General features: G+C 64.9%; 20 protein-coding genes. 4 read left to right on the forward strand and 16 right to left on the reverse strand.

The features are described from left to right. Positions 1 to 327 precede the first annotated feature (327 nt). From FFS60_RS00100 to FFS60_RS00165, 14 genes are all read right to left on the reverse strand, one after another. Positions 328 to 1,161 (reverse strand): cache domain-containing protein, encoded by an 834-nt coding sequence (locus FFS60_RS00100; RefSeq protein WP_137820749.1) that lies wholly within the window; start codon positions 1,159 to 1,161, stop codon positions 328 to 330. Positions 1,162 to 1,247: 86 nt separating this feature from the next. After that, positions 1,248 to 2,888: an arylsulfatase gene (locus FFS60_RS00105; RefSeq protein ID WP_137820750.1), complete on the reverse strand. Its 1,641-nt coding sequence runs from the start codon at positions 2,886 to 2,888 to the stop codon at positions 1,248 to 1,250. A gap of 15 nt (positions 2,889 to 2,903) precedes the next feature. Next, a complete protein-coding gene (locus FFS60_RS00110) occupies positions 2,904 to 3,692 on the reverse strand; it encodes a cyclase family protein (RefSeq protein ID WP_137820751.1) in 789 nt (262 codons plus the stop codon). A gap of 11 nt (positions 3,693 to 3,703) precedes the next feature. Beyond that, a complete protein-coding gene (locus FFS60_RS00115; protein ID WP_137820752.1) occupies positions 3,704 to 4,684 on the reverse strand; it encodes an NAD-dependent epimerase/dehydratase family protein in 981 nt (326 codons plus the stop codon). After that, entirely contained in the window at positions 4,675 to 5,667 is a 993-nt protein-coding gene (locus tag FFS60_RS00120) for a fumarylacetoacetate hydrolase family protein (RefSeq protein WP_137820753.1), read from the reverse strand. Before FFS60_RS00120 ends, FFS60_RS00115 begins: the two co-directional genes overlap by 10 nt. Further along, the gene (locus FFS60_RS00125; RefSeq protein WP_028631203.1) at positions 5,664 to 6,236 is read right to left on the reverse strand and encodes a cupin domain-containing protein; all 573 of its coding nucleotides are present in this window, start codon (positions 6,234 to 6,236) and stop codon (positions 5,664 to 5,666) included. Before FFS60_RS00125 ends, FFS60_RS00120 begins: the two co-directional genes overlap by 4 nt. 11 nt (positions 6,237 to 6,247) lie before the next feature. Beyond that, the gene (locus FFS60_RS00130) at positions 6,248 to 7,024 is read right to left on the reverse strand and encodes an SDR family NAD(P)-dependent oxidoreductase (RefSeq protein WP_137820754.1); all 777 of its coding nucleotides are present in this window, start codon (positions 7,022 to 7,024) and stop codon (positions 6,248 to 6,250) included. Then, positions 7,021 to 7,611: a malonic semialdehyde reductase gene (locus FFS60_RS00135; protein ID WP_137820755.1), complete on the reverse strand. Its 591-nt coding sequence runs from the start codon at positions 7,609 to 7,611 to the stop codon at positions 7,021 to 7,023. Before FFS60_RS00135 ends, FFS60_RS00130 begins: the two co-directional genes overlap by 4 nt. Before the next feature lie 18 nt (positions 7,612 to 7,629). Next, positions 7,630 to 8,829: an MFS transporter gene (locus tag FFS60_RS00140; RefSeq protein ID WP_256658012.1), complete on the reverse strand. Its 1,200-nt coding sequence runs from the start codon at positions 8,827 to 8,829 to the stop codon at positions 7,630 to 7,632. A 134-nt stretch (positions 8,830 to 8,963) separates the two neighbouring features. Beyond that, complete coding sequence (locus tag FFS60_RS00145) at positions 8,964 to 11,420, reverse strand: RND family transporter (RefSeq protein WP_137820757.1); 2,457 nt, start codon at positions 11,418 to 11,420, stop codon at positions 8,964 to 8,966. A 4-nt stretch (positions 11,421 to 11,424) separates the two neighbouring features. Then, on the reverse strand, positions 11,425 to 12,513 hold the full coding sequence (locus FFS60_RS00150) for a YCF48-related protein (RefSeq protein WP_137820758.1): 1,089 nt from the start codon (positions 12,511 to 12,513) through the stop codon (positions 11,425 to 11,427). Positions 12,514 to 12,572: 59 nt separating this feature from the next. Continuing rightward, positions 12,573 to 13,937, reverse strand: a complete 1,365-nt coding sequence (locus FFS60_RS00155) for a DUF1329 domain-containing protein (RefSeq protein WP_028631199.1) — start codon at positions 13,935 to 13,937, stop codon at positions 12,573 to 12,575. 11 nt (positions 13,938 to 13,948) lie between these two features. Beyond that, positions 13,949 to 15,628 carry a DUF1302 domain-containing protein gene (locus tag FFS60_RS00160; RefSeq protein WP_137820759.1) on the reverse strand — a complete coding sequence of 560 codons (1,680 nt, stop codon included), beginning with the start codon at positions 15,626 to 15,628 and terminating at the stop codon, positions 13,949 to 13,951. Positions 15,629 to 15,994: 366 nt separating this feature from the next. Then, positions 15,995 to 16,465 carry a MarR family winged helix-turn-helix transcriptional regulator gene (locus tag FFS60_RS00165; protein WP_028631197.1) on the reverse strand — a complete coding sequence of 157 codons (471 nt, stop codon included), beginning with the start codon at positions 16,463 to 16,465 and terminating at the stop codon, positions 15,995 to 15,997. Positions 16,466 to 16,865: 400 nt separating this feature from the next. Here FFS60_RS00165 and FFS60_RS00170 point away from each other — a divergent pair, with 400 nt between their 5' ends. Continuing rightward, a complete protein-coding gene (locus FFS60_RS00170; RefSeq protein ID WP_137820760.1) occupies positions 16,866 to 17,942 on the forward strand; it encodes an aromatic ring-hydroxylating dioxygenase subunit alpha in 1,077 nt (358 codons plus the stop codon). A 185-nt stretch (positions 17,943 to 18,127) separates the two neighbouring features. Here the strand turns inward: FFS60_RS00170 and FFS60_RS00175 are convergent, their stop codons facing one another. Continuing rightward, positions 18,128 to 18,457: a YegP family protein gene (locus FFS60_RS00175; RefSeq protein WP_028631195.1), complete on the reverse strand. Its 330-nt coding sequence runs from the start codon at positions 18,455 to 18,457 to the stop codon at positions 18,128 to 18,130. A gap of 272 nt (positions 18,458 to 18,729) precedes the next feature. Between FFS60_RS00175 and FFS60_RS00180 the strand changes: the two genes are divergently transcribed. Then, on the forward strand, positions 18,730 to 20,097 hold the full coding sequence (locus tag FFS60_RS00180; RefSeq protein ID WP_137820761.1) for a substrate-binding domain-containing protein: 1,368 nt from the start codon (positions 18,730 to 18,732) through the stop codon (positions 20,095 to 20,097). Between the two features lie 94 nt (positions 20,098 to 20,191). Here FFS60_RS00180 and FFS60_RS00185 read toward each other — a convergent pair whose 3' ends face one another. Beyond that, positions 20,192 to 22,435, reverse strand: coding sequence for a TonB-dependent siderophore receptor (locus FFS60_RS00185; RefSeq protein ID WP_137820762.1), 2,244 nt, complete (start codon positions 22,433 to 22,435; stop codon positions 20,192 to 20,194). Between the two features lie 358 nt (positions 22,436 to 22,793). On the opposite strand from FFS60_RS00185, the gene FFS60_RS00190 reads away from it, so the two are divergent. Beyond that, positions 22,794 to 23,804 (forward strand): TerC family protein, encoded by a 1,011-nt coding sequence (locus FFS60_RS00190; protein ID WP_028631192.1) that lies wholly within the window; start codon positions 22,794 to 22,796, stop codon positions 23,802 to 23,804. Continuing rightward, complete coding sequence (locus FFS60_RS28575) at positions 23,797 to 23,970, forward strand: hypothetical protein (RefSeq protein WP_171016467.1); 174 nt, start codon at positions 23,797 to 23,799, stop codon at positions 23,968 to 23,970. The genes FFS60_RS00190 and FFS60_RS28575 overlap by 8 nt, the downstream gene beginning before the upstream one ends. Positions 23,971 to 23,998 lie beyond the last annotated feature (28 nt).

A 23,998-nucleotide genomic window follows, 5' to 3' on the forward strand; every position in this document is an offset into this window, starting at 1 on the left:
GCCTCAACTCCCGGGAACCGGCTGGCCCGGGAGTCTTTTTTGGGTCTTGCGATACGCCGGGAAGTGCTGGTCTCACCGCATGGGAAATGGGGTATTGGTGCAGCCCTATGGCCTGCTCAGCGATTGAAATGGCGAAGCCTGCATCACGTGTCGCGGGAACGACTTGAGCCAATCTGCTTGCCGGGTTCTGCGGATATTTCTGGTTTCGCTTTCCCAGGCGACGTCCATTTGCAGTCGCTTAAAAGGAAGCAGAACGCTTGCCGAGCGTTGGGCTTCGGCGAGCCCAACCCAACAAAAGCGTTCCGCCAGCTTCCCCGATGTGCGCGCTCACTCGGGCTTCTTGTAGTACCCCACCGCAACCAGCAGGTGCCCGGTCTTGCGCAGCAGGGCGTACTTGTCCTCCACCTTGCCGGTCACCGGGTTCTTCCAGCGGTAGTCGTAACCACCCTCGCGGCGGTCCTTCATCAGCGCCAGGATCGGCGCGCCGACCGGCTTGCCGTCGGGATCTCGCACGCTGGCAAACTCCACACCGAGCAGGCGCAGGTTGTAGCCGTGGGCGAGGTAGCGCCCGGTGTCGAGGTCGATGACGAAGACATACAGGTCGTCCTCGCGAAAGCGCGGCGACAGCGCATTGATCGCGGCGATGCCGGCTTGCGGGTCCTGTTCCAGGGCGGTCACCGCGCGTTGCAGCAGGTGCTCGGCCTGCTGGGGCGTGGCCCGGGGCAGGTAGAGGCCGACGGCGATGACCCGGTCTCCCACCCGCTGGAAGAACACCCGCTTGCGTTCCACGCGGCCGTCGCGTGCGTTCATCCAGCGGTATTCGGCCACCCGTGCCTCGCCCTCGTCCCCCTGCAGGGCCTGGCGGAAGCCGTCGCGCAATTCTGGCTCCAGGGCTTCGGTGACGTCACGACCGATCAGCACCGCCGAGGTGCCGCCGCTGGCGAGCATGGTGCCGTGGGTGTCCACGACGAACACGTAGTGCTCGCCGTCGATGAACTCGCCCTGACGGCTGAATGCGGCGAAGGCCGCGTCGCCCTGCAGCTGGTAGTACTCGACGGCACGCAGCAGCAGTTGGCGTGCCCGTTGTTCCTCGTCGGCCTGGACGGTTGCGGGGGTGATCAGGAGCGCGAACGCGCCCCACAGCAAGGCGATCAAACGCATGGCGGTCGCTCCATAGAGTGAAGAGAAAGGAGACCGGCGCCGCGTGGTGCGCGGACGCCGGGTGGTTGCCGGCAGTTGGCCTGGCGTCAAGGCGCCTTGGCTGCCGACGGCGGAGCCACCACGCCGACCTGGCGTGCGTAGTCCTGCCAGGCACGCTGCAGGCGTTCCAGGGTCTGAGGCTGGCTGGCGGCGAGGTCGTGCTGTTCGGCGCGGTCCTGCGAGAGGTCGAACAACTGCCAACGCAGCGGCGGCTGGGGTTGGCCCGGCAGGCTCCAGGGCACCAGGCCAAGCAGCTTCAGGTTGCCTTCGCGGAAGTAGCGGCTGCCGAACAGCTCCCCGGCCATGACCGGCTCGGCGCGGCCCTGGCCCTCCAGCATCGGCAGCATGGAGCGGCCGGTAATGGGGTGCTTCGGCTGTCCCTTGTACGAATCGCCCGGATCGGGCAACCCGGCCAGGGCGAGGAAGGTCGGCGCCAGGTCATCCACGCGCGCCACGGCGCGCTCCAGCCCCTGGCGATGCAGGTTGGCCGGCAGGCGGATGATGGCCGGGACACTGATACCCCCTTCGGCAGTGGTGCCCTTGAACAGACGTAGCGGCGCCGCGCTCACCTCGGCCCAGCGCAATCCATAGTCGATTTGCGAGCCGCGTTTGCCGAGATTCTCCAGGCGGTTGTCAGTTCCCGGGGCGGCCGGATAGAAGATCTCGTGACGCTCGCCGGCAGCACCGTTGTCGGACATGAAGACCACCAGCGTGTTGTCGAGCTGGCCGCTCTGGCGCAGGTAGTCCAGCAAGCGGCCGATGTTGTGGTCGAGGTTGTCGACCATCGCCGCATAAATTTCCATCTTGCGCGCCTCCACGCGCTTCTGCGCTTCGTCCAGCCCGTCCCAGGCCGGGAGCTGCGGGGTCGCCGGCAGCGGTGCGGCGCTCTGGAAGTCGGCCGGCAGCAGACCGCTCTTTTTCATGCGCTCGATGCGCGCCAGGCGCACCGCGTCGTAACCACCGTCGTAGCGCCCCCGGTATTTGTCCCGATAGGCATCCGGCGCCTGCAACGGCCAGTGGGGCGAGGTGTAGGCAGCGTAGGCGAAGAAAGGCTTGCCACTGCCCTCACCTTCTTTAAGGTAGGCGAGCAGCTTGTCGGTGTAGAAATCGGTGGAATAGAAATCCTCTGGCAGCTCCACCGGCTGGCCATTCTCGCGGTAAGTGATCTGTTCGATCTTCGCGGTCGAGCCGGGCTTCGGCTTGTAGTGCACGCCGCCACCTTCCAGCAGCGTGAAGGAACGCTCGAAGCCGCGTTTGTCCGGCCCCTGTTCGGGGGTCAAGCCCAGATGCCACTTGCCCACCATGCTGGTGCGGTAGCCGCCATCGCGCAGCAGTTCGGCAATGGAATGGGCCTGCTGATTCAGGTAGCCCTCGTAGCCCGGTTTGCCGCGCTGGAAGGGCTGGATGGCCTCTCCCATGGTGCCCAGGCCCGCCAGGTGGTTGTCGGTACCGGACATCAGCATCGCACGCGTTGGCGAACAGGTCGGCGCGGCATACATGCTGGTCAGTTGCAGGCCGCTGGCGGCGAGGCGATCCAGGTTCGGCGTCTCGATTTCGCCGCCGAAAGCGCCCAGGTCCGAGTAACCCAGGTCGTCGGCGACGACCAACAGGATATTGGGGCGATCGGCAGCGCTGACCAAGGCCGGCGCAAGGCAAGCCAACGCAGCCAGCAGGATGGGGAGGCGCATGAGGAACTCCTGTTCTTATTCTTCGAAAATCGCCACGGCGCGAACGAAGCCGGCAGAGGCATGTTTGATCTTGTAGGGGAAGCAGGACACCAGGAAACCGCTGGCCGGCAGGCTGTCGAGGTTGGCCAGTTTCTCCATCTGCCCGTAACCGATGTCGCGCCCGGCCTTGTGCCCTTCCCAGATGATGGACGCGTCGCCATTCTCGGCGAAGCGCTCGCGGGTGTACTTGAACGGCGCGTCCCAGCTCCAGGCATCAGTGCCTACCACGCGCACGCCGCGCTCCAGCAGATAAAGCGTAGCCTCGCGGCCCATGCCGACGCCGGCATCCAGATAGCCCGGCTGGCCGAACAGGCTGCCGGCGCGGGTGTTCACCAGCACGATGTCCAGCGGCTGCAATTCATGGCCGATGCGCGCCAACTCCGCTTCCACCTCTGCGGCCGTCACCACGTGGCCGTCCGGCAGGTGGCGAAAATCCAGCTTCACGCCCGGCTGCAGGCACCACTCCAGCGGCAGCTCGTCGATACCGAAGGCCGGCTTGCCACCGTCGGTGGTCGATGCGTAATGCCAGGGCGCATCCATGTGGGTGCCGCTGTGGGTGGTGATCGACAGGCGCTCGGCGGCCCAGGACTCCCGACCCGGCATCTGGTCGATGGACAGGCCGGGGAACATGGCCGCCATCTCCGGCCAGCCCTGTTGGTGGTCCATGTAGTCGATTTTCGGCAGCAGCGGCGGTGGGTCCGTGTACGGGTTGTTATCGAGCGTTACCGACAGGTCGATTAGGCGGCGTTTGCGGGCAAGGGTCATGGCGGGCGATCTCAGGCAGTTTGTGGCGCAGCGCGCAGGCGGCGCGGCCGTTGATTGAGGTTCAGGGCATTGCGTACCAGGGCGAGGGCGGAGCCGTCGTGACGGAAGCCCAGCGCGCGGGCCTGGGGGGTACGCAGTGACGGATAGCGACCGAACAGGCGCTCCAGCTCGGCATCGGGCCGGTAGTTGACCAAGGCGCGCCGGTCTTCGCCGAACGCGCCGACCAGAGCGTCTACCACCTGGCCGACGGACAGGTGCAGCACCGGGAGTTGCCAGACGCGGGACTCGCCAGGGTTGTCCAGTTCGGCAGCGTGCAGCAGGTTATCCAGGCAGCAGTGGGCGGACATCCACCAGGCGCTGGCTTGCGATGACACCGGGCATTCGTAGGCCTGGCCGGCAGCGAGCGCGTGCATCAGGTCGCTCATGAAGGCCGAGCGCAGGCCGTTGGGCTCCCGTGGCCGGGCGACGATGCCGGGCAGGCGCAGGGCGCGGCCATCCACCTCGCCCCGCCGGGCCAGGTCGCTTAGCTGGGTCTCCACCATCAGCTTGTGGGCGCCGTAGGAGAGCACCGGACGGGGTGCCAGTTGCTCGTCCATGCGCGCCGGCAACTCGGCACCGTAGACGGCCACGCTGCTGGCGTAGACCAACACCGGCGGCCGGGCGCAGCGGCGCAACTGGTCGAGCAATTCGAGGCTCGCCAACAGGTTGACCTGATGGCCCAGGCCGTACTGTTGTTCGGCCGCGCCACCGGGGATGCTCACCAAGTGAAACACCACGTCAGCGCCGTCGGCGAGGGCGCGACGCTGCAGCGCCGGATCGGTGATGCTGCCGGCGAGCAGGCGCAGGCGCGGGTCCTGCGCAAATCCATCGAGCTTCTGGTCCAGCAGCACCAGGGTGTCCAGCGGCTGGCCGCGCAGAGTGACCCGCTCCAGCAGGCGCTGGACCAGCAGCCGGCCGAGAAAGCCACCGGCGCCGGTAACCATCACACGCATGGCGCACCTCCCCGGACCACGCACTGATCGATGGCGCCGAACAGCGGCGAGCCGTCGGCATTGCGCGCTTCCATGCGCACGCGATCACCGAAGCGCATGAAACCGGTACGCGGCGCACCGTGCTCGATCATCTCGATGGCACGGCGCTCGGCAATGCAGGCAGAGCCCGCACTGCGGTCGGCGTTGGAAACGGTGCCAGAACCCAGGATGCTGCCAGCGCCGAGACGACGGGTCAGCGCTGCATGGGCGATCAACTGGTGGAAACCGAAATGCATGGCGCCACCGTGGGGATGGCCGAACCAGTTGCCGTTCCACTCCACGTTCAGCGGCAGGTGCACGCGCCCACCTTGCCAGGCATCGCCCAGTTCGTCCGGGGTCACGGCCACCGGGGCGAAGCTGGAGGAGGACTTGGCCTGGACGAAGCCGAAGCCGGTCTTCATTTCCCGCGGCGCCAGGGCGCGCAGGCTGACATCGTTGACCTGCAGTACCAGGCGAATGTGCGCAAGCGCCTGCTCGGCCGTGCAGCCCATCGGCACCTCGTCCACCAGCACGGCAAACTCGCCTTCGAAGTCGATTCCGTGAGCCTCGCTGGGCAGCGGGATGTCCTGCCGCGCACCGAGGAAGTCGTCACCGGCGCCCTGGTACATCAGCGGCGTGGTTTCGACGCCCTCGATGGGGTCGAGGTGAAAGGCACGCTGCATCAGTTCGCCATGGCTGAGGAAGCAGGAGCCGTCGAGCCACTGCCAGGCACGCGGCAGCGGCGCCATGACCCGGCTCGGGTCGAAGTCGAAAGCACCGGCGGCTTCGCCCCGGTTGAGGGCGTCGTAGCGACTGAGCAGCCCGGCCTCCACGCGCTGCCACTGGTCCACGGCGGCTTGCAGGGTCGGCGCGATGTCGCTGGCGTCCACTGCGCGGGTCAGGTCACGGGACACCAGCAGCAAGCGGCCGTCACGGCTGCCGTCGGCGAGGGTGGCAAGCTTCATTTCAGCACCTCCGCCAGCTCCGGCGCATAGCGCCCGTCCAGCAGGATGAAGACCATCCGCGCCATCTGTTCGGTGCGATTGCTCCAGGCATGATTGGTGCCGCGCTGCACCACGATGTCGCCACGCTTGAGGTGGACGTCCTCGCCATCCAGAACCAGCCAGACCTCACCTTCGGTGACGATGCCGTAGTCCAGGGTTTCGGTGCGGTGCATCAGCTTGTGCCTGGAATCGGCCTTGCCGGTTCCGGCATGGGCCTCGCCGATTTCCGCGAAGCAGGCGGCGGCATCCTCGGCGCTGACCTGGTTCTGCAGGCTGTCCGGCGGGATATCGACCACGCGGATCACGCTGCCCAGCGAACCGGGGCTGAGCTGCAGCGGCTTGTCGGTGGGGTCGCCGCCATTGTCCAGCGCTGCCGGGCAGGTCGCGCTGTTCCATACCTCATGGAACAGGGTGCCGGGCACCGCTTTCAGGGGAAAGATGTTCGGCGTCGGACCGGCCATGGCGACCACGGCCTGGCCAGCGGCATCGTGACCGGTGACCACGCGCTTGAAGGGGGGAAGTGCTTGCATGGGAACTCCTTTCAATTGCCGTCGCCGATGGTGGTGCCACCGTCGACGATGATGTTCTGACCGCTGATGAAAGCGCCGCCGGGTGCGGCCAGCAGCAGCGCCAGGGCCGCCACCTCCTCGGGCCGGCCGACACGGCGCAACGGGGTGAGCGCAAGACGCCGCTGCATGACCTCGGGGTTGTCGGTGAGCGGTCGGGCGAATTCGGTCTGGATCACGCCGGGGCTGATGGCGTTGACGCGGATGTTCATGGGCCCCCACTCCACCGCGAGGTTGCGCGCCAGTTGCGCCAGCGCCGCCTTCGACAAGCCGTAGAGCCCCAAGCCCTTGTTGCCGCGCACGCCGGCGATGCTGGCCATCAGCACCACGCTGCCCCCGCCCTGCTCCGCCATGGCCGGCAGCAGCGCGCCGGTGAGCCAGGCCGCGCTTTCCAGGTTCACGCTCAGGGTCAGCCGCCACTGCGCGGCATTGGCGCTGGCCAGCGGCCCCAGATGCGGGGCGACACCGGCATTGCACACCAGCACGTCGATCCGGCCATGCAGTGCCAGGGCAAGGCTGGCGAGTTGGCGGACCTGGCGCTCGCAACCAAGGTCGGCGGAGAGGCCTTCCGCCTCGAAACCTTCGCCGCGCAACTGCGCCGCCACGCGCTGGCAGTCCTCGGCGCTCTCGCTGCTGATCACCAGCCGCGCGCCGGCGCGACCATATTCGCGGGCGATGGCCAGGCCGATGCCACGGGTAGCACCGGTGATCAGGGCGACCTGGCCCGCCAATGAGAACAAGGGGCTGCTCATAGGATGCGGCAGCCCTGTTCGAAGGACAGGCGCGGGCCGGCCGGGCGCAGGCCGGTGGGCTCGCCGTAACCCAGGCAACAGAGGAAATTGCTGCGCCATCGGCCATCGGGGAAGAACGCTGCGTCCACCTGGGCGTTGTCGAAGCCGGACATGGGGCCGCAATCAAGCCCGAGGGCGCGGGCGGCAAGCATCAGGTAGGCGCCCTGCAGGCTGCTGTTGCGCAGTGCCGCGCTGGAGGCCGCCTGCGGGTTGTCGCGGTAGGCCGCGCCCGCGTCATAGATGGGGAACAGCTCGGGCAGAAACTCGAAAAAACGGCTGTCCCAGGCAACGATGGCCGTCACCGGCGCCTGCAGCATCTTGTCGCCGTTGTGGCCCTTGAGGGCCGGCAGGAGTTTCTGCTTGGCCTCGGCACTGCGCACAAAGACGAAGCGCGCCGGGCAGCAGTTGTTGCTGGTCGGACCCTGGCGCAGGGTCAGATAGAGCTGGTGCAGCAGCGCGTCGGGTACGTCGCGGTCCTGCCAGAGGTTGTGCGAGCGCGCTTTCAGGAACAACTGGTCGAGCGCGGCGGAATCCAGGGGATGGGCCATGGAATGCTCCAGATGGAATCAGGAAATGGACGGCGCGGTGCTGGCCAAGGGGCGGAACAGCCAGGGCAATGCCAGGCAGGCGACCGCCATTACGAGTTGCGCGATGGCCACCAGTGCCAGGGCAGCCGGCAGCTCGCTCACGGCACCACCGTTGAGGCCCAGCACCACCAGCGGACTGATGAATTCGCCGGCGAACAGCGCGGCGGTGAAGCCGCCCGTGGCACGACCGCGCTGGGCGAAGCTGACCTGGCTCATCACCCAGGTGATCAGCGTCGGCAGCATCAGGCCAATACCTAAGCCATTGACCAGCACGGCAATGATGACGAGGGCGTGGTTGCCGGCCTCGGCCATCAGCAGCCCGCCAGCCCCCGCCGTGGCGAAGGCGATGAGCAGCAGGTTCTGCCGCCGCAGGCCGCCCAACAAGCGGAAGCTCAAGGCGCCGGCAAGCACACCGAGCTGGTTGGCCCCCATGGTCATGCCGATCTGCTGCGGTGAATCCACGTGCAGCAGGGTGAGCAGGAAGCCCGCCTGCACCGGCACGATGAACAGACTGATGCCCGCCAGCACCGTGAGCCCGTAGAGCGGCAGTAGCGCGCTCCAGGGAAAGCGCTCGGTGTTCGAAGGCTGCACGTCGACCGAACCAGCCTGCGGCTCCCAGAGCAGCGCCGCCATCAGCGGCAGGAACAACAGGCCGGACGCGTAGAGCACGAAGGGTACGCGCCAGTCGTCTTGCCCCAGGGCGCCGCCCAGGGCGATGAACACCGCTGCCGACAGCGAGGTGGCGACCATCTGCAGGGCAAACAGCCGCTCGCGGCGCGCGCCCTGGTAGTAGTCGCCCATCAGGGTGGTGCAGCAGGTCATGATGCCGGCCTCCGCCAGCCCCAGTCCGGCACGGCTGGCGACGATGCCCGCCAGCGAATCCAGCCACAGCGGCAGCAAACCGCAGGCGGCGTACAGCAGCATCGAGGCCAGCAGCAGCGGCTTGCGCCCGAGGCGGTCGGCGATCACGCCGGCAAAGGGCGCGAGCAGTGCGATCACCAGGGCCGGGATGGTCAGGCTGATGGGCACCAACACCTCGGCGCCCGGCGTGTCGGCAAAGTGCGCCTGCATGCGCGGCAGTACTGGTGCCAGGAGCACCGCACCCAGTACCGGCAGGCAACTGCCGAGTAGCAGCAGCAGGGATTGCGGCAGTCCGGCCTGACGTTCAGTGGAGGTCACGGCGCACCTCCGGCAACAGTCCGTAGGCGCCCTCTGCGTAGTGCCCGACAGCGTCGGGCAAGCCATTCCAGAGGGTTTGCAAGGTCTCGATCAGTCGTGTCATGCCGATGTGCTCTTGTTGTTGTAGTGGCGGTTCAGGGATTGATGGCATCCAGCAGCAGCGGGCGGCTGGCGGTCGCGTTCCGTTTCGCCGGCACCGCCGCCTCGTCGGAGGCGGCGTCGCGGCGCCGGGTGGCAGGCAGCAGGAAGTAGGCCAGCGCCGGCAGCAGGACCAGGGCGCCGACCATGTTCCAGACGAACATGAAGGCCAGCAGCACGCCCATGTCGGCCTGGAACTTGATGGGTGAGAGGATCCAGGTGCCCACGCCGATCGCCAGGGTGACGCCAGTGAGCATCACCACCTTGCCGGTGGAGACCAGCGCACGGTAATAGGCCTCGGAGAGGCTACTGCCCTGGCGCAGATGGCCGAGCATGATGCTCATCACGTACAGCGCGTAGTCGACGCCGATGCCCACGCCCAGCGCGATCACCGGCAGGGTGGCGACCTTGACGCCGATACCGAGCCAGACCATCAGCGCCTCGCAGAGGATCGAGGTGAGCATCAGCGGAATCACCGCGCAGAGGGTCGCGCGCCAGGAGCGGAAGGTGACCAGGCACAGCAGGATCACCGCGCCGTAGACCCAGAACAGCATCTCGCGGTTGGCTTCCTTGACCACGATGTTGGTGGCCGCCTCGATCCCGGCGTTGCCGGCGGCGAGCTGGAACTTCACCTCGTCGGTGTCGTTGGCGGCGGCGAAGGCTTCGACGTGCTCGACCAGGCGGGTCAAGGTCTCGGCCTTGTGGTCGGTGAGGTAGACGTAGAGCGTCAGCAGGTTGCAGGACTCGTTGTAGAGCCCGCGCGGTGCGCTGGCGGTGATCATGTTGAGCATCGCCTGGTTGTTCTGCAGCTCGTACCACTTCGGGCTGCCTTCGGAGAGGCCCACCAGCATGCGGCGGTTGAGCAGCGCCAGCGAATTGGTCGAATCCACCCCCGGCAGGCTGCGCAGTTGCCAGTCCAGTTCGTCCACCTTGCGCAGGATGTCGTAGCGCGCGCAGGCGTTGTCCGGCGTGCGCACCATGATCGCGAAGAGGTCGCTGCTGGCACCAAAGCTGCGGGTCATGAAGGCGTCGTCCTGGTTGTAGCGCGAGTCCGGGCGCAGCTCGGGGGCGCCCGCATCGAGGTCGCCGATGGCCAGGTGCAGGCTGACCATGAATCCGAACACCGCCATCACCAGGCTGATGCCGACGCAAAGGGCGGCCCAGGGCTTGCGGGTAAACAGGTCGAGAAAACGCCAGAACGGATGACGGGCCTGACCGCCCTCCTCCGCGCGCTCGCTCTTGAGGCTCAGCTCGGCAGCGCGCGGACTGACGCCGACGTAGGAGAGCAGCACCGGCAGCAGGATCAGGTTGGTGAAGATCAGCACGGCGACGCCGATGCTGGCGATGATCGCCAGGTCCTGGATCACCTGGATCTGGATGATCATCAGCACGGCGAAGCCGACCGCATCGCACAGCAGCGCGGTGAGGCCGGCGAGGAACAGGCGGCGGAAGGTGAAGCGCGCGGCCACCACGCGGTGCATGCCGCGGCCGATGTCCTGCATGATGCCGTTCATCTTCTGCGCGCCGTGGCTCATGCCGATGGCGAACACCAGGAAGGGCACCAGCACCGAGTACGGGTCCAGCTCGTAGCCCAGGAGCGGCAGCAGGCCGAGTTGCCAGACCACTGCCACCAGGGAGCACAGCACCACCAGTACGGTGCTGCGCACGCAACGGGTGTAGCCGTAGAGCACGGCGGTGGTGATGAGGATGGCGACGGCGAAGAACAGCAGGATCTGCTCCAGGCCCTCGATCAGGTCGCCGACCTTCTTGGCGAAGCCGGTGATGTGGATGTCGACGTTGTCGCTCTGGAACTGCGCCCGCAGGGTGTCGAGCTGCTCGGACAGGGTGGCGTAGTCGAGCGGCTGGCCATCCGGCGTACGCGACAACAGCGGCACGTAGATGATGCTGGAGCGCTGGTCGAAGGCCACCAGCTGACCGATTTCGTTGGACAGCTGCACATTGCGCCGCAGCTCCGCCAGGGACGTCGCGCTGCCGTCGTACTCGTCCGGGATCACCGGCCCGCCATCCAGGCCCTCTTCGGTCACCGAAACCCAGCGCGTGGCCGGCGTCCACAGCGACTTCATATAGGCGCGGTCGACCCCAGGCAGCAGGTAGATCTGGTCGCTCAGGGCCTGAAGGGTCTTCAGGTAGTCGGCGTCATAGATGTCGCCCTTGCGGTTGGCCACGGCGATGCGCAGGGCGTTGCCCAGGCCCGACAGCTCCTTCTGGTTGGCCAGGTAGTTGGCGATGTAGGGATGCCCGGTGGGGATCATCTTCTCGAAGCTGGCGTTCAGTTCGATACGACTGGACTGCCAGCCGAGCAGCACGGTGGTCAGCAGGCACAGCAGCAGCACCCAATGGCGGTGGTTGAACAGGGCGCGTTCGACCAGCGAACCGGAGCGCGGATCGAAGTCGCCCGGCTCGGGCAGCGAGGGTTGGCGAGCGGAATTCATGAACTCACTCCGAGGCGGAAACGGCGGGCAACGCCAGGCGGGACAAGCCGGTGAAGCCGGCGACGACCAGGCTGCCGTCGGCGGCCTGGATCACACCCGACACCGGTCTGCCCTGAGGTTTGGCGGCGGGGGCAATGGTGCCCGTCGCACTGGTGAACAGGCCGCCGGCCTGATTGGCCAGCAGCACGCGGTCATCGGCCAGGCGGATGGCATCGCTGAAGGACACCGGCGCCAGCACCGGTAGCGCTTCAGCGCTATCGGCACCCGGCGCCAGGAGGAAGGCATGTCCTTTCAGGCCGCCGATCAGCAGGGCACCATCGGCGCGGCTCGCCAGGGTGAACAGGGTGCCGCTGTAGGGGCTTTCCAGTTGCTGGAAGTGCTCGCCGTCCGGCGAGCGCGCCAGGTAGCCCTGCTCGCCAGCGAGAAACCAACGCTCGCCCCGCTGTGCCACGGCGTACAGGTGCAAGCCCATCGGGTTGTCGATGGCGCCGATGACAGAGCGCCAGGTGGCGCCGCCGTCCTCGGTACGGAAGGCAAGGCCGTAGGCACCCACCACCAGGCCATGCTGAGCGTCGGTGAAGGCCAGGGCGAGGAACGGTTTGTCGGCCCCCTCCTCCACCATACGTCCGGCCGTCTGCACGCGTGCCTCTGCAGCCTCGGCATCGGCCGACGCCGGCAACTCATGGCGTGCGGCATCGAGTTCCAGCTGCGCGGCGCGGCGGCCGTCGAGCTGCAACTGCCAGGTTTCCCCGCCGTCACGGCTGGCCAGGATCACACCAGCGTGTCCCACCGCCCAGCCCTGTTGGGCATCGACGAACTGCACGGCGGTCAGCCCCACCGACACCGGCACTTGAGCCTGGCGCCAGTGCTGGCCGTTGTCATCGGACAGGAGCACCAGCCCGCGTTCACCCACGGCCACCAGGCGGTCGCCCGCGCGGGCCAGGTCGATGAAGACCGCACGCTCAGGATTGGACACACGCATGGCCGGGCTTTCCAGCACATCCCCGGCGGCCTGGCCAGCGGCGAAGCACGCGGGGCTGATCGGCAGGGCGAGGACCAACAGCAGGCCGCCCACCTGACGCAATCTGTTCATGTTCTACCTCGATCTCATTACGCAAGCGGGAGGACGGCGCGCGCCCTCCCGGTAAGGCTTCAGCGCACGCCACGCCCGGCCATCGCCGCCGGGGAGAACTCCGCCGCCTTGTAGCGATCGACCACCGCGTATTGCTGGTCCTTGCCGGCGTAAAGGTTCTGGATGAACCAGGTGCCGGAGATCAGGTCGTAGAACCCGGAGGACAGCTGAGCCACGGCCGGCAGGTCAGGCATGACTGCCGGCAGTGACCAGAGGGTCTTGGCGAGCTGGCCGTTAGCGTCCCAGCGGTCACCGAGCATGGCCTGCCAGGTGTCTTCGTCGAGGTAGTAGCGCCCCTTGGGCAACTGGTGGCGCTTGCCCGGTGCGAGGTCCGCCTCCACCACCCAGACGCGGTGCAGTTCCCAGCGCACGTAGTCGGGATTCATGTGGTGCTTGGCGAACAGGTCCTCGGGCTTGGCAGCCGTCTGCACCTTGTTGGTGTTGTAGGGGATGTAGATCTCCTGCTTGCCCACCAACTTCCAGTTGAAACGATCCAGACGACCCTGGAACACACTGAGTTCATCGAACGACATGACTCCGGCAGTTGCGGGCGTCGGGGTGTCGCAGCAGGCGTTGGGCAGCTTGCGCACGCGACGCTGACCAGTCAGGTAGACGTGTGCCTGGGACTTGTCGCCGTTGAGGTTGGTGCGCCCCATGATCTGCTCACCGGCCCGCAGCGGCGGCCCTACGTTGAGCAGGCGGAACAGCCAGTAATCGCCTTCGAACGTCGCGGCCGAGCCATCGGGGTAGTAGTAGGGCATCTCCTGTACGGCCTTGCCGTCGGTGGTCAGCACCTGGGCGCCGTCTGCGGTCATCAGGTAGTGGCGGAAATCCATGGCCACCGAAGTGCCGCGCCAGTTCAGCACGTGGTTCCACATCGCCTCGGTGCCGTTCTTCGGCACCGGGAATGGAATACCGCCGTAGGCCCCTTCCGGCACCGGGCCGGCGCTGCTCTCCACCAGCCTGGCGCTCTGCGCGTTCTTCAGCGTGTTGTCGTACACCCACTGCGGCGCCGCGGCGGTACGGCGGGTCGGGTAGATGTCGAGGCGGTAGGTCTCGGGGTAGCGCTTGAACATGGCCTTGACGCCATCGCTGAGCTTGTCGGCGTACTGGTCCATATTCTTCGCAGTGATGCTGAACAGCGGCTTGTCGGCGGCGAACGGATCGCCGCGCTTGCCGCCTTCCTTGAAGCCGGCATCCACCCGGGTGTAGCCGCCGTCCCAGGCCGGGATGCTGCCGTCGGCGTTACCGGCGCGTTCGGCGCCCAGCGGGGTCAGGCTTTTGCCGAGGTCGGCGGCGGTGCTGGCGAGCGCCGGTTGCAGGCTCAGTGCGGCGGCGCCGACCAGGGCCAGGCAGAAGGTCTTGAGAGTGAACGGGATGGTCATGCGCAAGTCCCTCAGAAGGTGGTTTTCACGGAGAAGGCCAGGTAATCCCGGTCCTTCAGCGACTGCTTGAAGGTGAAGTGGTTGAGCGCGTCGAGGTTGGTGTCTTCCGGCCCGTAGTAGTGGGTGTAGGTGAGGCCGAAGGTCACCCGGTCGAGGTAGGTGGCGCTGACGCCGATGTTGAAGTCGCCGCCGTTGTCAGGCCCGAAGCTGCTGATCACCGCCGATTTGCCCATGGGGAAGTAGCTGATGCCCAGCGGCACGCTGAGGTCGATGCCGGGGAACACCTGGCGATAGGTCGGGCTGTAGACCAGCTTGATGCCCACGCCATCGTCGGTGGCTCCCGGGTCCAGCGCGGCGCGGTTCTTGGTCACACTGAGCAGCCGGTTCCAGGCGATCTCGCCCACCAGGCTGGCCTCATTGGAGATGAACGACGGGCCGAGGGACGCCAGCATGTTCAGGTTGACGTGGGCGGTGCGCCCCACGGCGTAGAGCGGATCGTCATCGTTGTCGGCAACCACGCCAGGCAGCACGGTCTGCCCATTGGAAACCAGCGGCATGTTCCAGCGCATCGAGGCTTCACCGGCGAAGCTGAACTCTTCCACCGTGGTGGCGAAGCTCGCACCCAGGGCGCGGATCTCCTCCGGATAGACCCAGTAGTACTCGCCGATCTTGCCGGTGGCGAAGTTCGGACCGGTAGCGCTGGGCTTGAGGTACAGCTTCGGCGACTTGTCGTGGTACTGGATGGCGTAGAGGCCGTACTCGCTGGTGTCGGCGGTGTAGCGCAGCTGCAGGCCGCCCTGCCCCGAGCTCTTGGCTTCCTTGTCATTGCCGTGGAAGAAGGCGGCCGGGCTGGCCGGGTTGCCACCCAGGAAGGTCGGGAACGGCGCCCCTACGACCAGCCGCTCGTTGCCTTCGCCGATGGTGTCGCTGACCGAGAAATAACTGCCGGCACCGGGCAGACGGGTTTCTTCCCATTCGAACTGGTAGAACGCGCCGAGGGACAGGTCGTCGGTCATCTGGAAGGTGGTGGAAAGCTGGTTGACCGGGCGGGTGATTTCCTTGAACTGGGTGTTGGGCACCGACACCGCCTTGACCACGTCCACCGGCGCCATGCCGCCGGCGATGCCGTTGGCACCGAAGAACAGGCTTTCGCCCCAGATCAGGCCATGGCGGCCGACCCGCACGGAAGTCGCCTTGTCGGCCAGGGCGCCGTTCCAGTAGACAAAGGCGTCCAGCAACTCGGCGTCACCACCATGCAGGTGGCGGGTGTCGTCGGTGAACTCGTCGAAGGCCACCGAGCGTGCGTTGGCGCGGGTCGGGTCGTCGTTGTCGTTGTCGTTCTGGTATTCGGTGTCAAACCAGCCGGCACCACTGACGCGAGCACCGAAGTCGCGGTAGCCGATGTCCAATTCAGAGAGGATGTCGAGCCGGTTGGAGATCAGCCCCTTGTCGAAGGCGCGATCACCGTCGTCCTGGTTGCGGGCAACCTGCCCTTCTGTGAGCTTGCTGCTTTGGTCCTTCAGGCGCCAGGCGGCGCTGTACTTGAGCGTGTTGTCCCAGCGCAGACTCAGGTCGGGGTTGCCGGTCTGAATCTCGAATGCTTGGGCGGAGGGAAGGCCATACACCAGGGCCGCGGCGAGCGTCAGGGTGAAGGGCGCACGCCGCGCAGCGGCGATATTGCGAATAGCCATCGAACGAACCCTCTTATTGTTCTTGTTGGCGAACTTCTCGTGAGCCACGACCGGCCGGATCAAGGCAGACCGGGCCGGTAGGGCCAGAAATGCCGGAGTGGCATCGCCAGGCGGGATTGACCAGGCGACGGGCAAAGGTTGACGTGAGGGGCTGGCTCTGACTAATCGCTTGTTGGGATGCGACCTATCGGCAATCGCGATACCTGAGAGACGCAGAAAAGACACGGCACAAGGCCGCCGGCGGAGGATCGAACCTCCGCCGGGGCACTTAGGCGCGGCGTTGGAAAGGAAGGAGGGAAGCCAGGGTATTACGTTGTAATACCCTCAGGCGTGCCTGGCATTCGGCAGCGGGCGTGCCTTGTGAAGTCAGTCGGTGCCAGGGTCGTAGTCGTTCACGTTGCCGACTTGAGTATGCAGGCGTCCCAGCAGCTCGATGAGCGTGTCCACTTCCTCGGCTGACAATCCGCTCAGTAATCGGCGCTCTCGCTCAAGCGCAACTTTCAGTACTCGATCATGCAGTTCCCGCCCACTCGCGGTGAGGCTCACGGTATTGCGCCGAGCGTCCTGCGGGTCCACCTGACTGCTGACATGCCCCGCTGCCTCCAGCACTTGAAGTGATCGGCTGACCGCGCTCTTGTCCAACCCAATCACCTGGCAAATGCGGTTGGCCGTGATGCCGTTCTCTACAGCAAGCATGGACAACATTCGCCACTCCACGACACCCACCCCAAAGTGCTTGCGATAGCACTGCGAGGCCCCGGTTGCGAGCTTGTTGGCGAGGAAGGTGATCAGCCCGGGAACATAGCGGGCAAGGTTCAGTTGAGAATCGGTGTGCATGAACAAAGCGCCTTACTGACGAGGTGCATGATGAAATTGGTTGACGCCGCAACCAATTACTCCGAGGATTACCTTCAACGAAGCGGCGCGGGCAGGTGTCCGCATGATATGCCGCCGTAGAACCTCACAAAAATAATTATCAGGCCCTCGTCATGAACCACCTGGATTACGCCTACCCCTCTCTACACTTCCGCACTTTTGCCCTCCCCGTCTCAGCCTCGGGCTGAGTCACTACCCACCCCCGGGTCTTCAACGTCTTCTTTCAAACACCACTTCAGTGCGGAGGGCTGAGTCATGCTCCAGGTTCGCGTGAGCCGAAAAATCCATGAAGCAGAAGGTATCTGCAGCTTCGAACTCTACCCCCCCAAAAAAACAACAACCATGAACCCTGGAGGCCACCATGAGTGCATCCAATGCTGAACCGCTCGCCTGTGAGATTGCGCCCCCATCTATCCCCTGTTTCCCACTGGATCAGTGGTACGTGGCGGCTCTGGGATGGGAACTGAAGGACCAGCCGCTTGGCCGGACCCTGCTGAATAGGCCGGTGGTGCTATTCCGCACCGCCGATGGCAAGGTCGCAGCGTTGGAAGACCGCTGCTGCCATCGGGCATTGCCCTTGTCCAATGGCACCCTGGAAGAACGCGGCGTACGTTGCGGTTACCACGGGCTGCTGTTCAACAGTGAAGGCAAGTGCCTTGAGATTCCCGGCCAGGAAAAGATTCCCAGCAAGGCCAGGGTACCGGCTTACCACGTTCGCGAGCAGGACCAGATCGTGTGGATCTGGTTCGGCAGCGAGGCTCATCCGGAGCCCACGTGCGAACCTCCGATCTATGACGTTCACAGCAGCGGCAAGTACCTGTTCGACGGCGACGTCTACCACTACGACGCCCCCTACCAACTCATCCATGACAACCTGATGGACCTCAGCCACCTGGGCTATGTCCATCTGCGCACCATCGGTGGCAATGCCAGCATTCACATGAATGCGCAGATGAAGGTGGAAGACAACGGGGAAATGGTCCGCGTGGTTCGCCACATGCCGGACTCCGTTCCGCCCCCCACCTATAGCGCGGCCTATCCCTTCAAGGGCAATGTGGATCGGTGGCAGGAGATTGAATTCCATGTCAGCCACCTGCGCATCTGGACTGGTGCGGTGGATGTGAATACGGAGGCTCTGGATGACCCGGATCGGGGCGGTTTCCACATGCGCGGCTTCCACGGCGTGACGCCGGAAACTGAAACCACCAGCCACTACTTCTGGACCATTGCCACTAATCCGAAAAGCGATCCGGAGACAGTCAAGGCCAAAGTCGTCGAGCAAACCATGCTGACGTTTGACGAAGACAAGGTCGTGATCGAGGCGCAGTACCGGAACATGTGTCGCTTCGGCGCGCTTCCCATGATCGACATTCATGTCGACGCTGGCGCCAATCGCGCTCGCCGGATCATCGAACAGCTTCGCCGCTCCATCCGTTGAGTGCTGTCGTTCATCTCGGTTCGGGGTCATCGGCTCTGCCTCGGATGATTCGAGTCAGCGAACCCGCAGGACGCCGCCGGTGCCTCAGGTTGGTGCGGAAAGCGCGTTGGGCTTCGCATCGCTCAGCCACAAGCACGAAAAAGGCCCATCGATGATGGGCCTTTCTTCTTTCATCGCCTGTTCGCTCAGGCCTCTTTCACCATCTGGGTCGCACCCACTCGCATGATGGTTTCGATAGCGCGCTGCAGGGCATGCTCGGAGTCGTAGAGGTGGCTCCGGGCGATGATGTCCTTGTTGGCCGCGCGCAGCTTGAAGTAGTTCTTGCCGCTGGAATCGATGCGCCGTACGAAACGCTCCTCATGCACGCAGTTCTCGCGGAACAGGGCCATGGTCGCCTCCGCGACGCCACGGTCCTCATAGACACCGGTATCCAGCAGGGTCTGCGCATCGGCTGCCTTCAAACGCAGGCGCCAGGTGCCACCCGTATTCTTGCGCAGCTCGAACCAACCACTCATCACAACACTCCTCGAACAATTAGGGGATGCGCTTAAGCGCCGGCTTGAAACACCCCGGCGGGGCATTTCAAGCAGCGGGCTACCCTACCCCTTTGCATTTTTCCGGCTAGCAGGACCGGGCTTATTGAGCTGTAGGAGCGACCACGCCGCTTCAGGCGAAATTTCTCCGCATACAGCAAAGCCCCATGCCAGAGCCTTCCTGTCATATCTCCGTCACCCGGCTGACTTAATCTCGCGGCTCCTTCCACTCCCTAGAAACAAGGTGTCTGCCCATGCCGCGCGCCATGACCGCCAGCGACAAGGACCTGTGGGGCCGTGCCCTCAGCATGTTGCTGCTCGGTTTCGTCTGCTATGCCTTTCCCTGGTCGGTGTTCGCCGCTCAGCCCGAGACCGTCCTGCGTATCCAGGGCTCCAACACCATCGGCGCCAAGTTGGGGCCGGCGCTGGTCAAGGGGATGCTGGAAGAGGAAGGGATGCGCGCGACTCACCAGACGCCGGGGGATCGGGAAAACGAAGTGCACATCCTCGGCCACGATGCCCAGGGCAAGGAAATCCGCGTGGAACTGGCCGCCCATGGCTCGTCCACCGGCTTCACCGCACTCAAGGAGGGCAGCGCTGACCTGGCCGCATCTTCGCGCCCGATCAAGGACGCCGAAGCCAAGGACCTGTCCACCTTCGGTGACCTGCGCAGCCAGTACGCCGAACAGGTGATCGCCATCGACGGCCTGGCCATCATCCTGCACCCGGACAACCCGTTGCGCACCCTCACTACCGCACAGCTGGCCGCCGTGTTCGCTGGCGAAGCGAAGACCTGGGAAGAACTCGGCGGCAAGGGCGGTGCCATTCACCTCTATGCCCGCGATGACCAGTCCGGCACCTACGACACCTTCAAGGAACTGGTACTGGCCCGCCAGGGCAAAAGCCTGGCCAGTACCGCCCAGCGCTTTGAATCCAACGACAAGCTGTCTGCCGCTGTCAGTGGCGACCCGCAGGGGATCGGCTTCGTCGGCCTGGCCTCGATCAATCAGGCCCGCGCACTGGCGATTGCCGACGGCGACTCCCAGGCGATGCCGCCCAGCGTTGAACTGATCGCCACCGAGGACTATCCGCTGTCGCGCCGGCTGTTCATCTATATCAAGCCGGGCGAACAGAACCGCTGGGCCCAGGCCCTGGTGCATTTCGCCCAGAGCCCGCGCGGCCAGGCGATCGTCGACCAGACCGGTTTCGTCGCCCAGCAGGTCCAGGCGATCAAGGTCCAGGCGCAGCAGGATATGCCCGAGCGTTACCGCGACCTGGCCACCCATGCCCAGCGCTTGTCGGTGAACTTCCGTTTCCAGGAAGGCAGCGCCAACCTCGACAACAAGGCCCTGCGCGACGTGCAGCGGGTGCTGGATTACCTGAAGCAATCCAACAAGCTGGAACAGAAGGCGGTTCTGGTGGGCTTTGGCGATCCCAAGGCTGACCCGCAACGTGCCGAGCTGCTGTCCAAGCTGCGGGCCATGGCGGTGCGTCGAGAGTTGGCCAAGGGTGGCGTGAGCCTACGCGACGTCGCGGGCCTCGGCGACGAGCTGCCAGTGGCGGCCAACACGGCCGAGGAAGGACGGATTCGCAACCGTCGGGTGGAAGTCTGGGTGTATTGAGCCGGCGGATAGCCCCGCCGATGGGTTTCGTACCTCAACCCATCCTACGGAGCAGGGGAGGCCCCGCCCCTTTCGGGAGCGGGGCCTTGCCGTATCAGAAGTCGAAGCGGGTGGTCAGCATGTAGTTGCGCGGATCGCCGTAGAAACCACCTTCGTAGAAGCCCAGGTTGCTGAAGTACTTCTCGTCGGTGAGGTTGTTGGCGTTGAGGGTGACCGACACCTGCTCGGTGACCTGGTACTTCGCCATCGCATCCAGCAGCCAGTAGCTCTCCTGGGTGTACTCGAAGTCGCTGGCGTTGGTCGCCGGGTTCCACACGTCCTTCCAGATCTTGCTCTGCCAGCTGGCGGAGCCACCGATGGTCAGCTTGTTGAACTGGCCCGGCAGGCGGTAGCTGGTGGACAGGCGGAACATGTCTTCCGGCTCGGTGGTGGAGATCTTGTCGTGATCACCGTCACGGGTAATGCGGTGGGTGTAGCCACCCTGCACCTGCCAGTCCGGCATCAGCTCGCCAGCGACCTCGAGCTCGAAGCCCTTGGTCTTGGCGCCCTGCACGGCACGGTAGATGGACTTGTTGTTGACCGCATCGAAGCCGATCTGCTCCGGCAGGTTGTCCTGCTTGACCTCGAACACGGCTGCGCTGGCGTTCAGGCGACCATCGAAGAACTCTGCCTTCAGGCCCAACTCGTAGGCATCGCCCTCTTCCGGCTCGATGGCCGTGCCGCTGGCATCCTGTTCGCTCTCGTGGGGCTTGAAGATGCTGGTGTAGCTGGCATAGACCGAGTAGGTGTCGTTCAGGTCGTAGACCACGCCGGCATAGGGCACCACCACGCCGTTTTCCTGCAGCTCCTGCAGCTTGGCGCTCTGGCCGCTGCTGAGGTCGGTACCGGTGCTGTCCAGTTCCCAGTTGGAGACGCGGCTGCCCAGGATGATCGACAAATCGTCGGTGGGCTTGAAGCGGCCGGTCAGGTAGGCGGCGGACTCTTTCAGCTCGTCGTCCTGCTTGGAGGTCGGATTGCCCCAGGCCGGCTCAGGGAAGTCACCGGTCCAGCCATTGATGGTCGGTACGCTGTCGAAGAAGAAGGGCCAGTTGGTGGACTTGGATTCGATATCGCGGTGCGACAGGCCGACCACCAGCTCATGCTCGCGGCCGAGCAGCTGGAAGGGGCCGCTGGCGTAGAGGTCGTATGCATTCTGGGCAGTTTCGTAGCGGTACTTGCCGCGCCAGATGAACATGCCGGAGCCATCCACCGGGTTCGGGTTGCCGCTGGCGGCGGAGCCCAGGGTGATGGGTGCATCGGTCTCGGTGCGGCTGATGGAAGCCTTTACGATCCAGTCGTGTGCGAGGCGCTGTTCCAGGGTCACGAAGGCGTTGTCGGCGGTGTTGTCCCACTGGCTCCACTTGGTGCCCGGATTGAACGAACGGGACAGGGTGAACTCGTTACCGTTGCTGTCCACCAGTGGGGTCGAAGCCCCCCAGGAGGAGCCTTCCGGACGGTTGGTCTGGCGGCTCAGGCCGGCACTCAGCAAGGTGTCTTCGGTGATGTCGGTTTCAAGGATGCCGTAGAAGACCTGCTTCGTTTCGGACAGGTGGTCCATGAAGGACTGGCCGTCTTCATAGGCGGTAACGAAGCGGCCACGCACATTGCCCTGGGGAGTCAACGAACCACCGATGTCGAACTCGGTGCGGTAGGTGTCCCAGCTGCCAGCACCGGCGGAAACGTAGCCGGAGAGTTCCTTGGTCGGGCGCTTGCGCACCAGGTTGACGGTGGCCGAGGGGCTGCCGAAGCCGCTGAGCAGGCCGGTGGAGCCCTTCAGCACTTCCACGCGGTCGTAGATGACCATGTCGGCCTGGTCGATGCCATTGCCGAAGCGGAAGGCCGCGGGGATGCCATCGATCTGGAAGTTGTCGATCTCGAAGCCGCGGGATTTGAAGCTGGCGCGGCTGCTATCCAGCTTGTTGACGGTGATACCCGGTGTTTTCGAAAGCACGTCACCGATGCTGGTGAGGCCCTGGTCATCCATCTGCTGGCGAGTGATGACGCTGACCGATTGCGGGGTCTCGCGAGGCGACAGCGATAGCTTGGTGGCGGTGCGTGTCGAACCGGTGGTGTAGGAACCCGTGCCTTCAGTGGCTTCACCCAGACGGTTGTCGGTGATGGACGTCGCCACCAGTTCCAGCGATCCATTGCCGTTCTGCTGCTCTTCGGCAAGCGCCCCACCTGCCTGCAATGCCAGGGTCACCCCCAGGATCGCCACGGACAACGGATGACGCTTGAGCCGTGCGGCAACGGCATCCCCAGCCGTATTCGCCGCGTTGAACGCATTTTGCTGTTGCACTCTCAAACCCCTTGAATGGTCTGTCTGCTTGGTTAGCCGGCTAACCACTGGCTTTCTATTTTTCTGCTGTGTGCGGCGCCCTTGGCTGGCGCCTGGCGGCCGTGCAGGCGGGAACGCATCTGACGGCGGATGCAGAAATTACCATCGAATAAGAATTATTTACACATGTAAATTCGGATACTTCTCATACGTATTGGGAAATTTCGACCAAAGACAGGGCAAAGATTTGTTACAGCGGCCCCGTATCTACGTTGCCCGACCAACGGTTAGGCTTCCTTTTGTGACGCCGGGCCCCTCTGACGGCTTGCCAGCCGCCATGTCGGAGTCACTTCTTCAACTACGACAGAAGGAGGGGCTCATGGCAGCTCTACATGCATTTCTCACCGCCGACTTCCTCGGCACCGCCACCTGGTTGTGGCTTGTCTTCCTCGCAATAGTCCTTGCCTTGCTGGTCTTCGACCTCGGGGTGCTTCACCGCGACCAGCACGAAATCGAGATGCGCGAAAGCCTGCTGCTCTACGGCGGCTACTTCAGCGTCGGCGTGCTGTTCGGTGTCTGGGTCTGGTTCGAGCTGGGCGCGCAGAGTGCGCTGGAGTTCTACACCGGCTTTTTGGTCGAACAGTCGCTGTCCATGGACAACGTCTTCGTCATGGCGATGATCTTCGGCTTCTTCGCCATCCCCCGCCGCTACCAGCACCGCGTGCTGTTCTGGGGCATCCTCGGGGTGGTGGTGCTGCGCGCCATCATGATCGGCCTGGGTAGCGCCCTGGTGAAGGAGTTCGACTGGATCCTCTACGTGTTCGGCGCCTTCCTGCTGTTTACCGGCGTGAAGATGCTCTTCGCCCGCCAGGAAGCCCACCCGGATCTGGCCAACAATCCAGTACTCAAATTTGTCCGCCGTCATATCCGCGTTACCGACGACCTGCACGGCGCGCACTTCTTCGTACGCCTGAAGAAAGCCGGCGAGAGCAAGGCCCTGCTCTACGCTACCCCGCTGTTCCTGGCCCTGGTGTTGATCGAACTGGCCGACCTGGTGTTCGCGGTGGACAGCGTCCCGGCGATCTTCGCGATCACCCAGGACCCGTTCATCGTCTACACCTCGAACATCTTCGCCATCCTCGGCCTGCGCGCCCTCTACTTTGCCCTGGCGGCACTGATGCACCGCTTCGTCTACCTGAAGTACGCCCTGGCCCTGGTGCTGATCTTCATTGGCGGCAAGATTTTCCTGCACGGCTTCATCGGCAAGATTCCCCCGCTGCTGTCCCTTGGCGTAACCTTCGGCCTCCTTGCCGGCGGCGTGCTCCTGTCCCTGTTGAAAACCCGCGACCGCCCGGCCCAGAAAACGGGAGACCTGGAGAAACATGGATGAAGTGCACATCGAGCCCTTCGAGAAAGGCGGCCGGACCTACTGGCGGGTACGCCTGGGGCAACGCGGCCTGACCTTTCAGGAGGAACTGGCCGCGCGCACCTTCGCGGCACAGTTGCACCTGCGGATGGGTTGGCTGCGCGAGGGGGATGGTCCCAAGAAGGAATAGCCCGCAGCCCGGATTGCATCCGGGCTAC

Source organism: Pseudomonas sp. D(2018), assembly GCF_005502555.1.
GTDB lineage: Bacteria > Pseudomonadota > Gammaproteobacteria > Pseudomonadales > Pseudomonadaceae > Metapseudomonas > Metapseudomonas resinovorans.

Coding starts and splice junctions, on each gene's coding strand:
- FFS60_RS00165 (WP_028631197.1), bottom strand. CDS start 16,465: ATGCACACCGATTCTCAACTGAACCTTGCCCGCTATGTTCCCGGGCTG.
- FFS60_RS00100 (WP_137820749.1), bottom strand. CDS start 1,161: ATGCGTTTGATCGCCTTGCTGTGGGGCGCGTTCGCGCTCCTGATCACC.
- FFS60_RS00160 (WP_137820759.1), bottom strand. CDS start 15,628: ATGGCTATTCGCAATATCGCCGCTGCGCGGCGTGCGCCCTTCACCCTG.
- FFS60_RS00155 (WP_028631199.1), bottom strand. CDS start 13,937: ATGACCATCCCGTTCACTCTCAAGACCTTCTGCCTGGCCCTGGTCGGC.
- FFS60_RS00180 (WP_137820761.1), top strand. CDS start 18,730: ATGCCGCGCGCCATGACCGCCAGCGACAAGGACCTGTGGGGCCGTGCC.
- FFS60_RS00175 (WP_028631195.1), bottom strand. CDS start 18,457: ATGAGTGGTTGGTTCGAGCTGCGCAAGAATACGGGTGGCACCTGGCGC.
- FFS60_RS00145 (WP_137820757.1), bottom strand. CDS start 11,420: ATGAATTCCGCTCGCCAACCCTCGCTGCCCGAGCCGGGCGACTTCGAT.
- FFS60_RS00135 (WP_137820755.1), bottom strand. CDS start 7,611: ATGGCCCATCCCCTGGATTCCGCCGCGCTCGACCAGTTGTTCCTGAAA.
- FFS60_RS00105 (WP_137820750.1), bottom strand. CDS start 2,888: ATGCGCCTCCCCATCCTGCTGGCTGCGTTGGCTTGCCTTGCGCCGGCC.
- FFS60_RS28575 (WP_171016467.1), top strand. CDS start 23,797: ATGGATGAAGTGCACATCGAGCCCTTCGAGAAAGGCGGCCGGACCTAC.
- FFS60_RS00110 (WP_137820751.1), bottom strand. CDS start 3,692: ATGACCCTTGCCCGCAAACGCCGCCTAATCGACCTGTCGGTAACGCTC.
- FFS60_RS00170 (WP_137820760.1), top strand. CDS start 16,866: ATGAGTGCATCCAATGCTGAACCGCTCGCCTGTGAGATTGCGCCCCCA.
- FFS60_RS00190 (WP_028631192.1), top strand. CDS start 22,794: ATGGCAGCTCTACATGCATTTCTCACCGCCGACTTCCTCGGCACCGCC.
- FFS60_RS00125 (WP_028631203.1), bottom strand. CDS start 6,236: ATGCAAGCACTTCCCCCCTTCAAGCGCGTGGTCACCGGTCACGATGCC.
- FFS60_RS00115 (WP_137820752.1), bottom strand. CDS start 4,684: ATGCGTGTGATGGTTACCGGCGCCGGTGGCTTTCTCGGCCGGCTGCTG.
- FFS60_RS00130 (WP_137820754.1), bottom strand. CDS start 7,024: ATGAGCAGCCCCTTGTTCTCATTGGCGGGCCAGGTCGCCCTGATCACC.
- FFS60_RS00120 (WP_137820753.1), bottom strand. CDS start 5,667: ATGAAGCTTGCCACCCTCGCCGACGGCAGCCGTGACGGCCGCTTGCTG.
- FFS60_RS00150 (WP_137820758.1), bottom strand. CDS start 12,513: ATGAACAGATTGCGTCAGGTGGGCGGCCTGCTGTTGGTCCTCGCCCTG.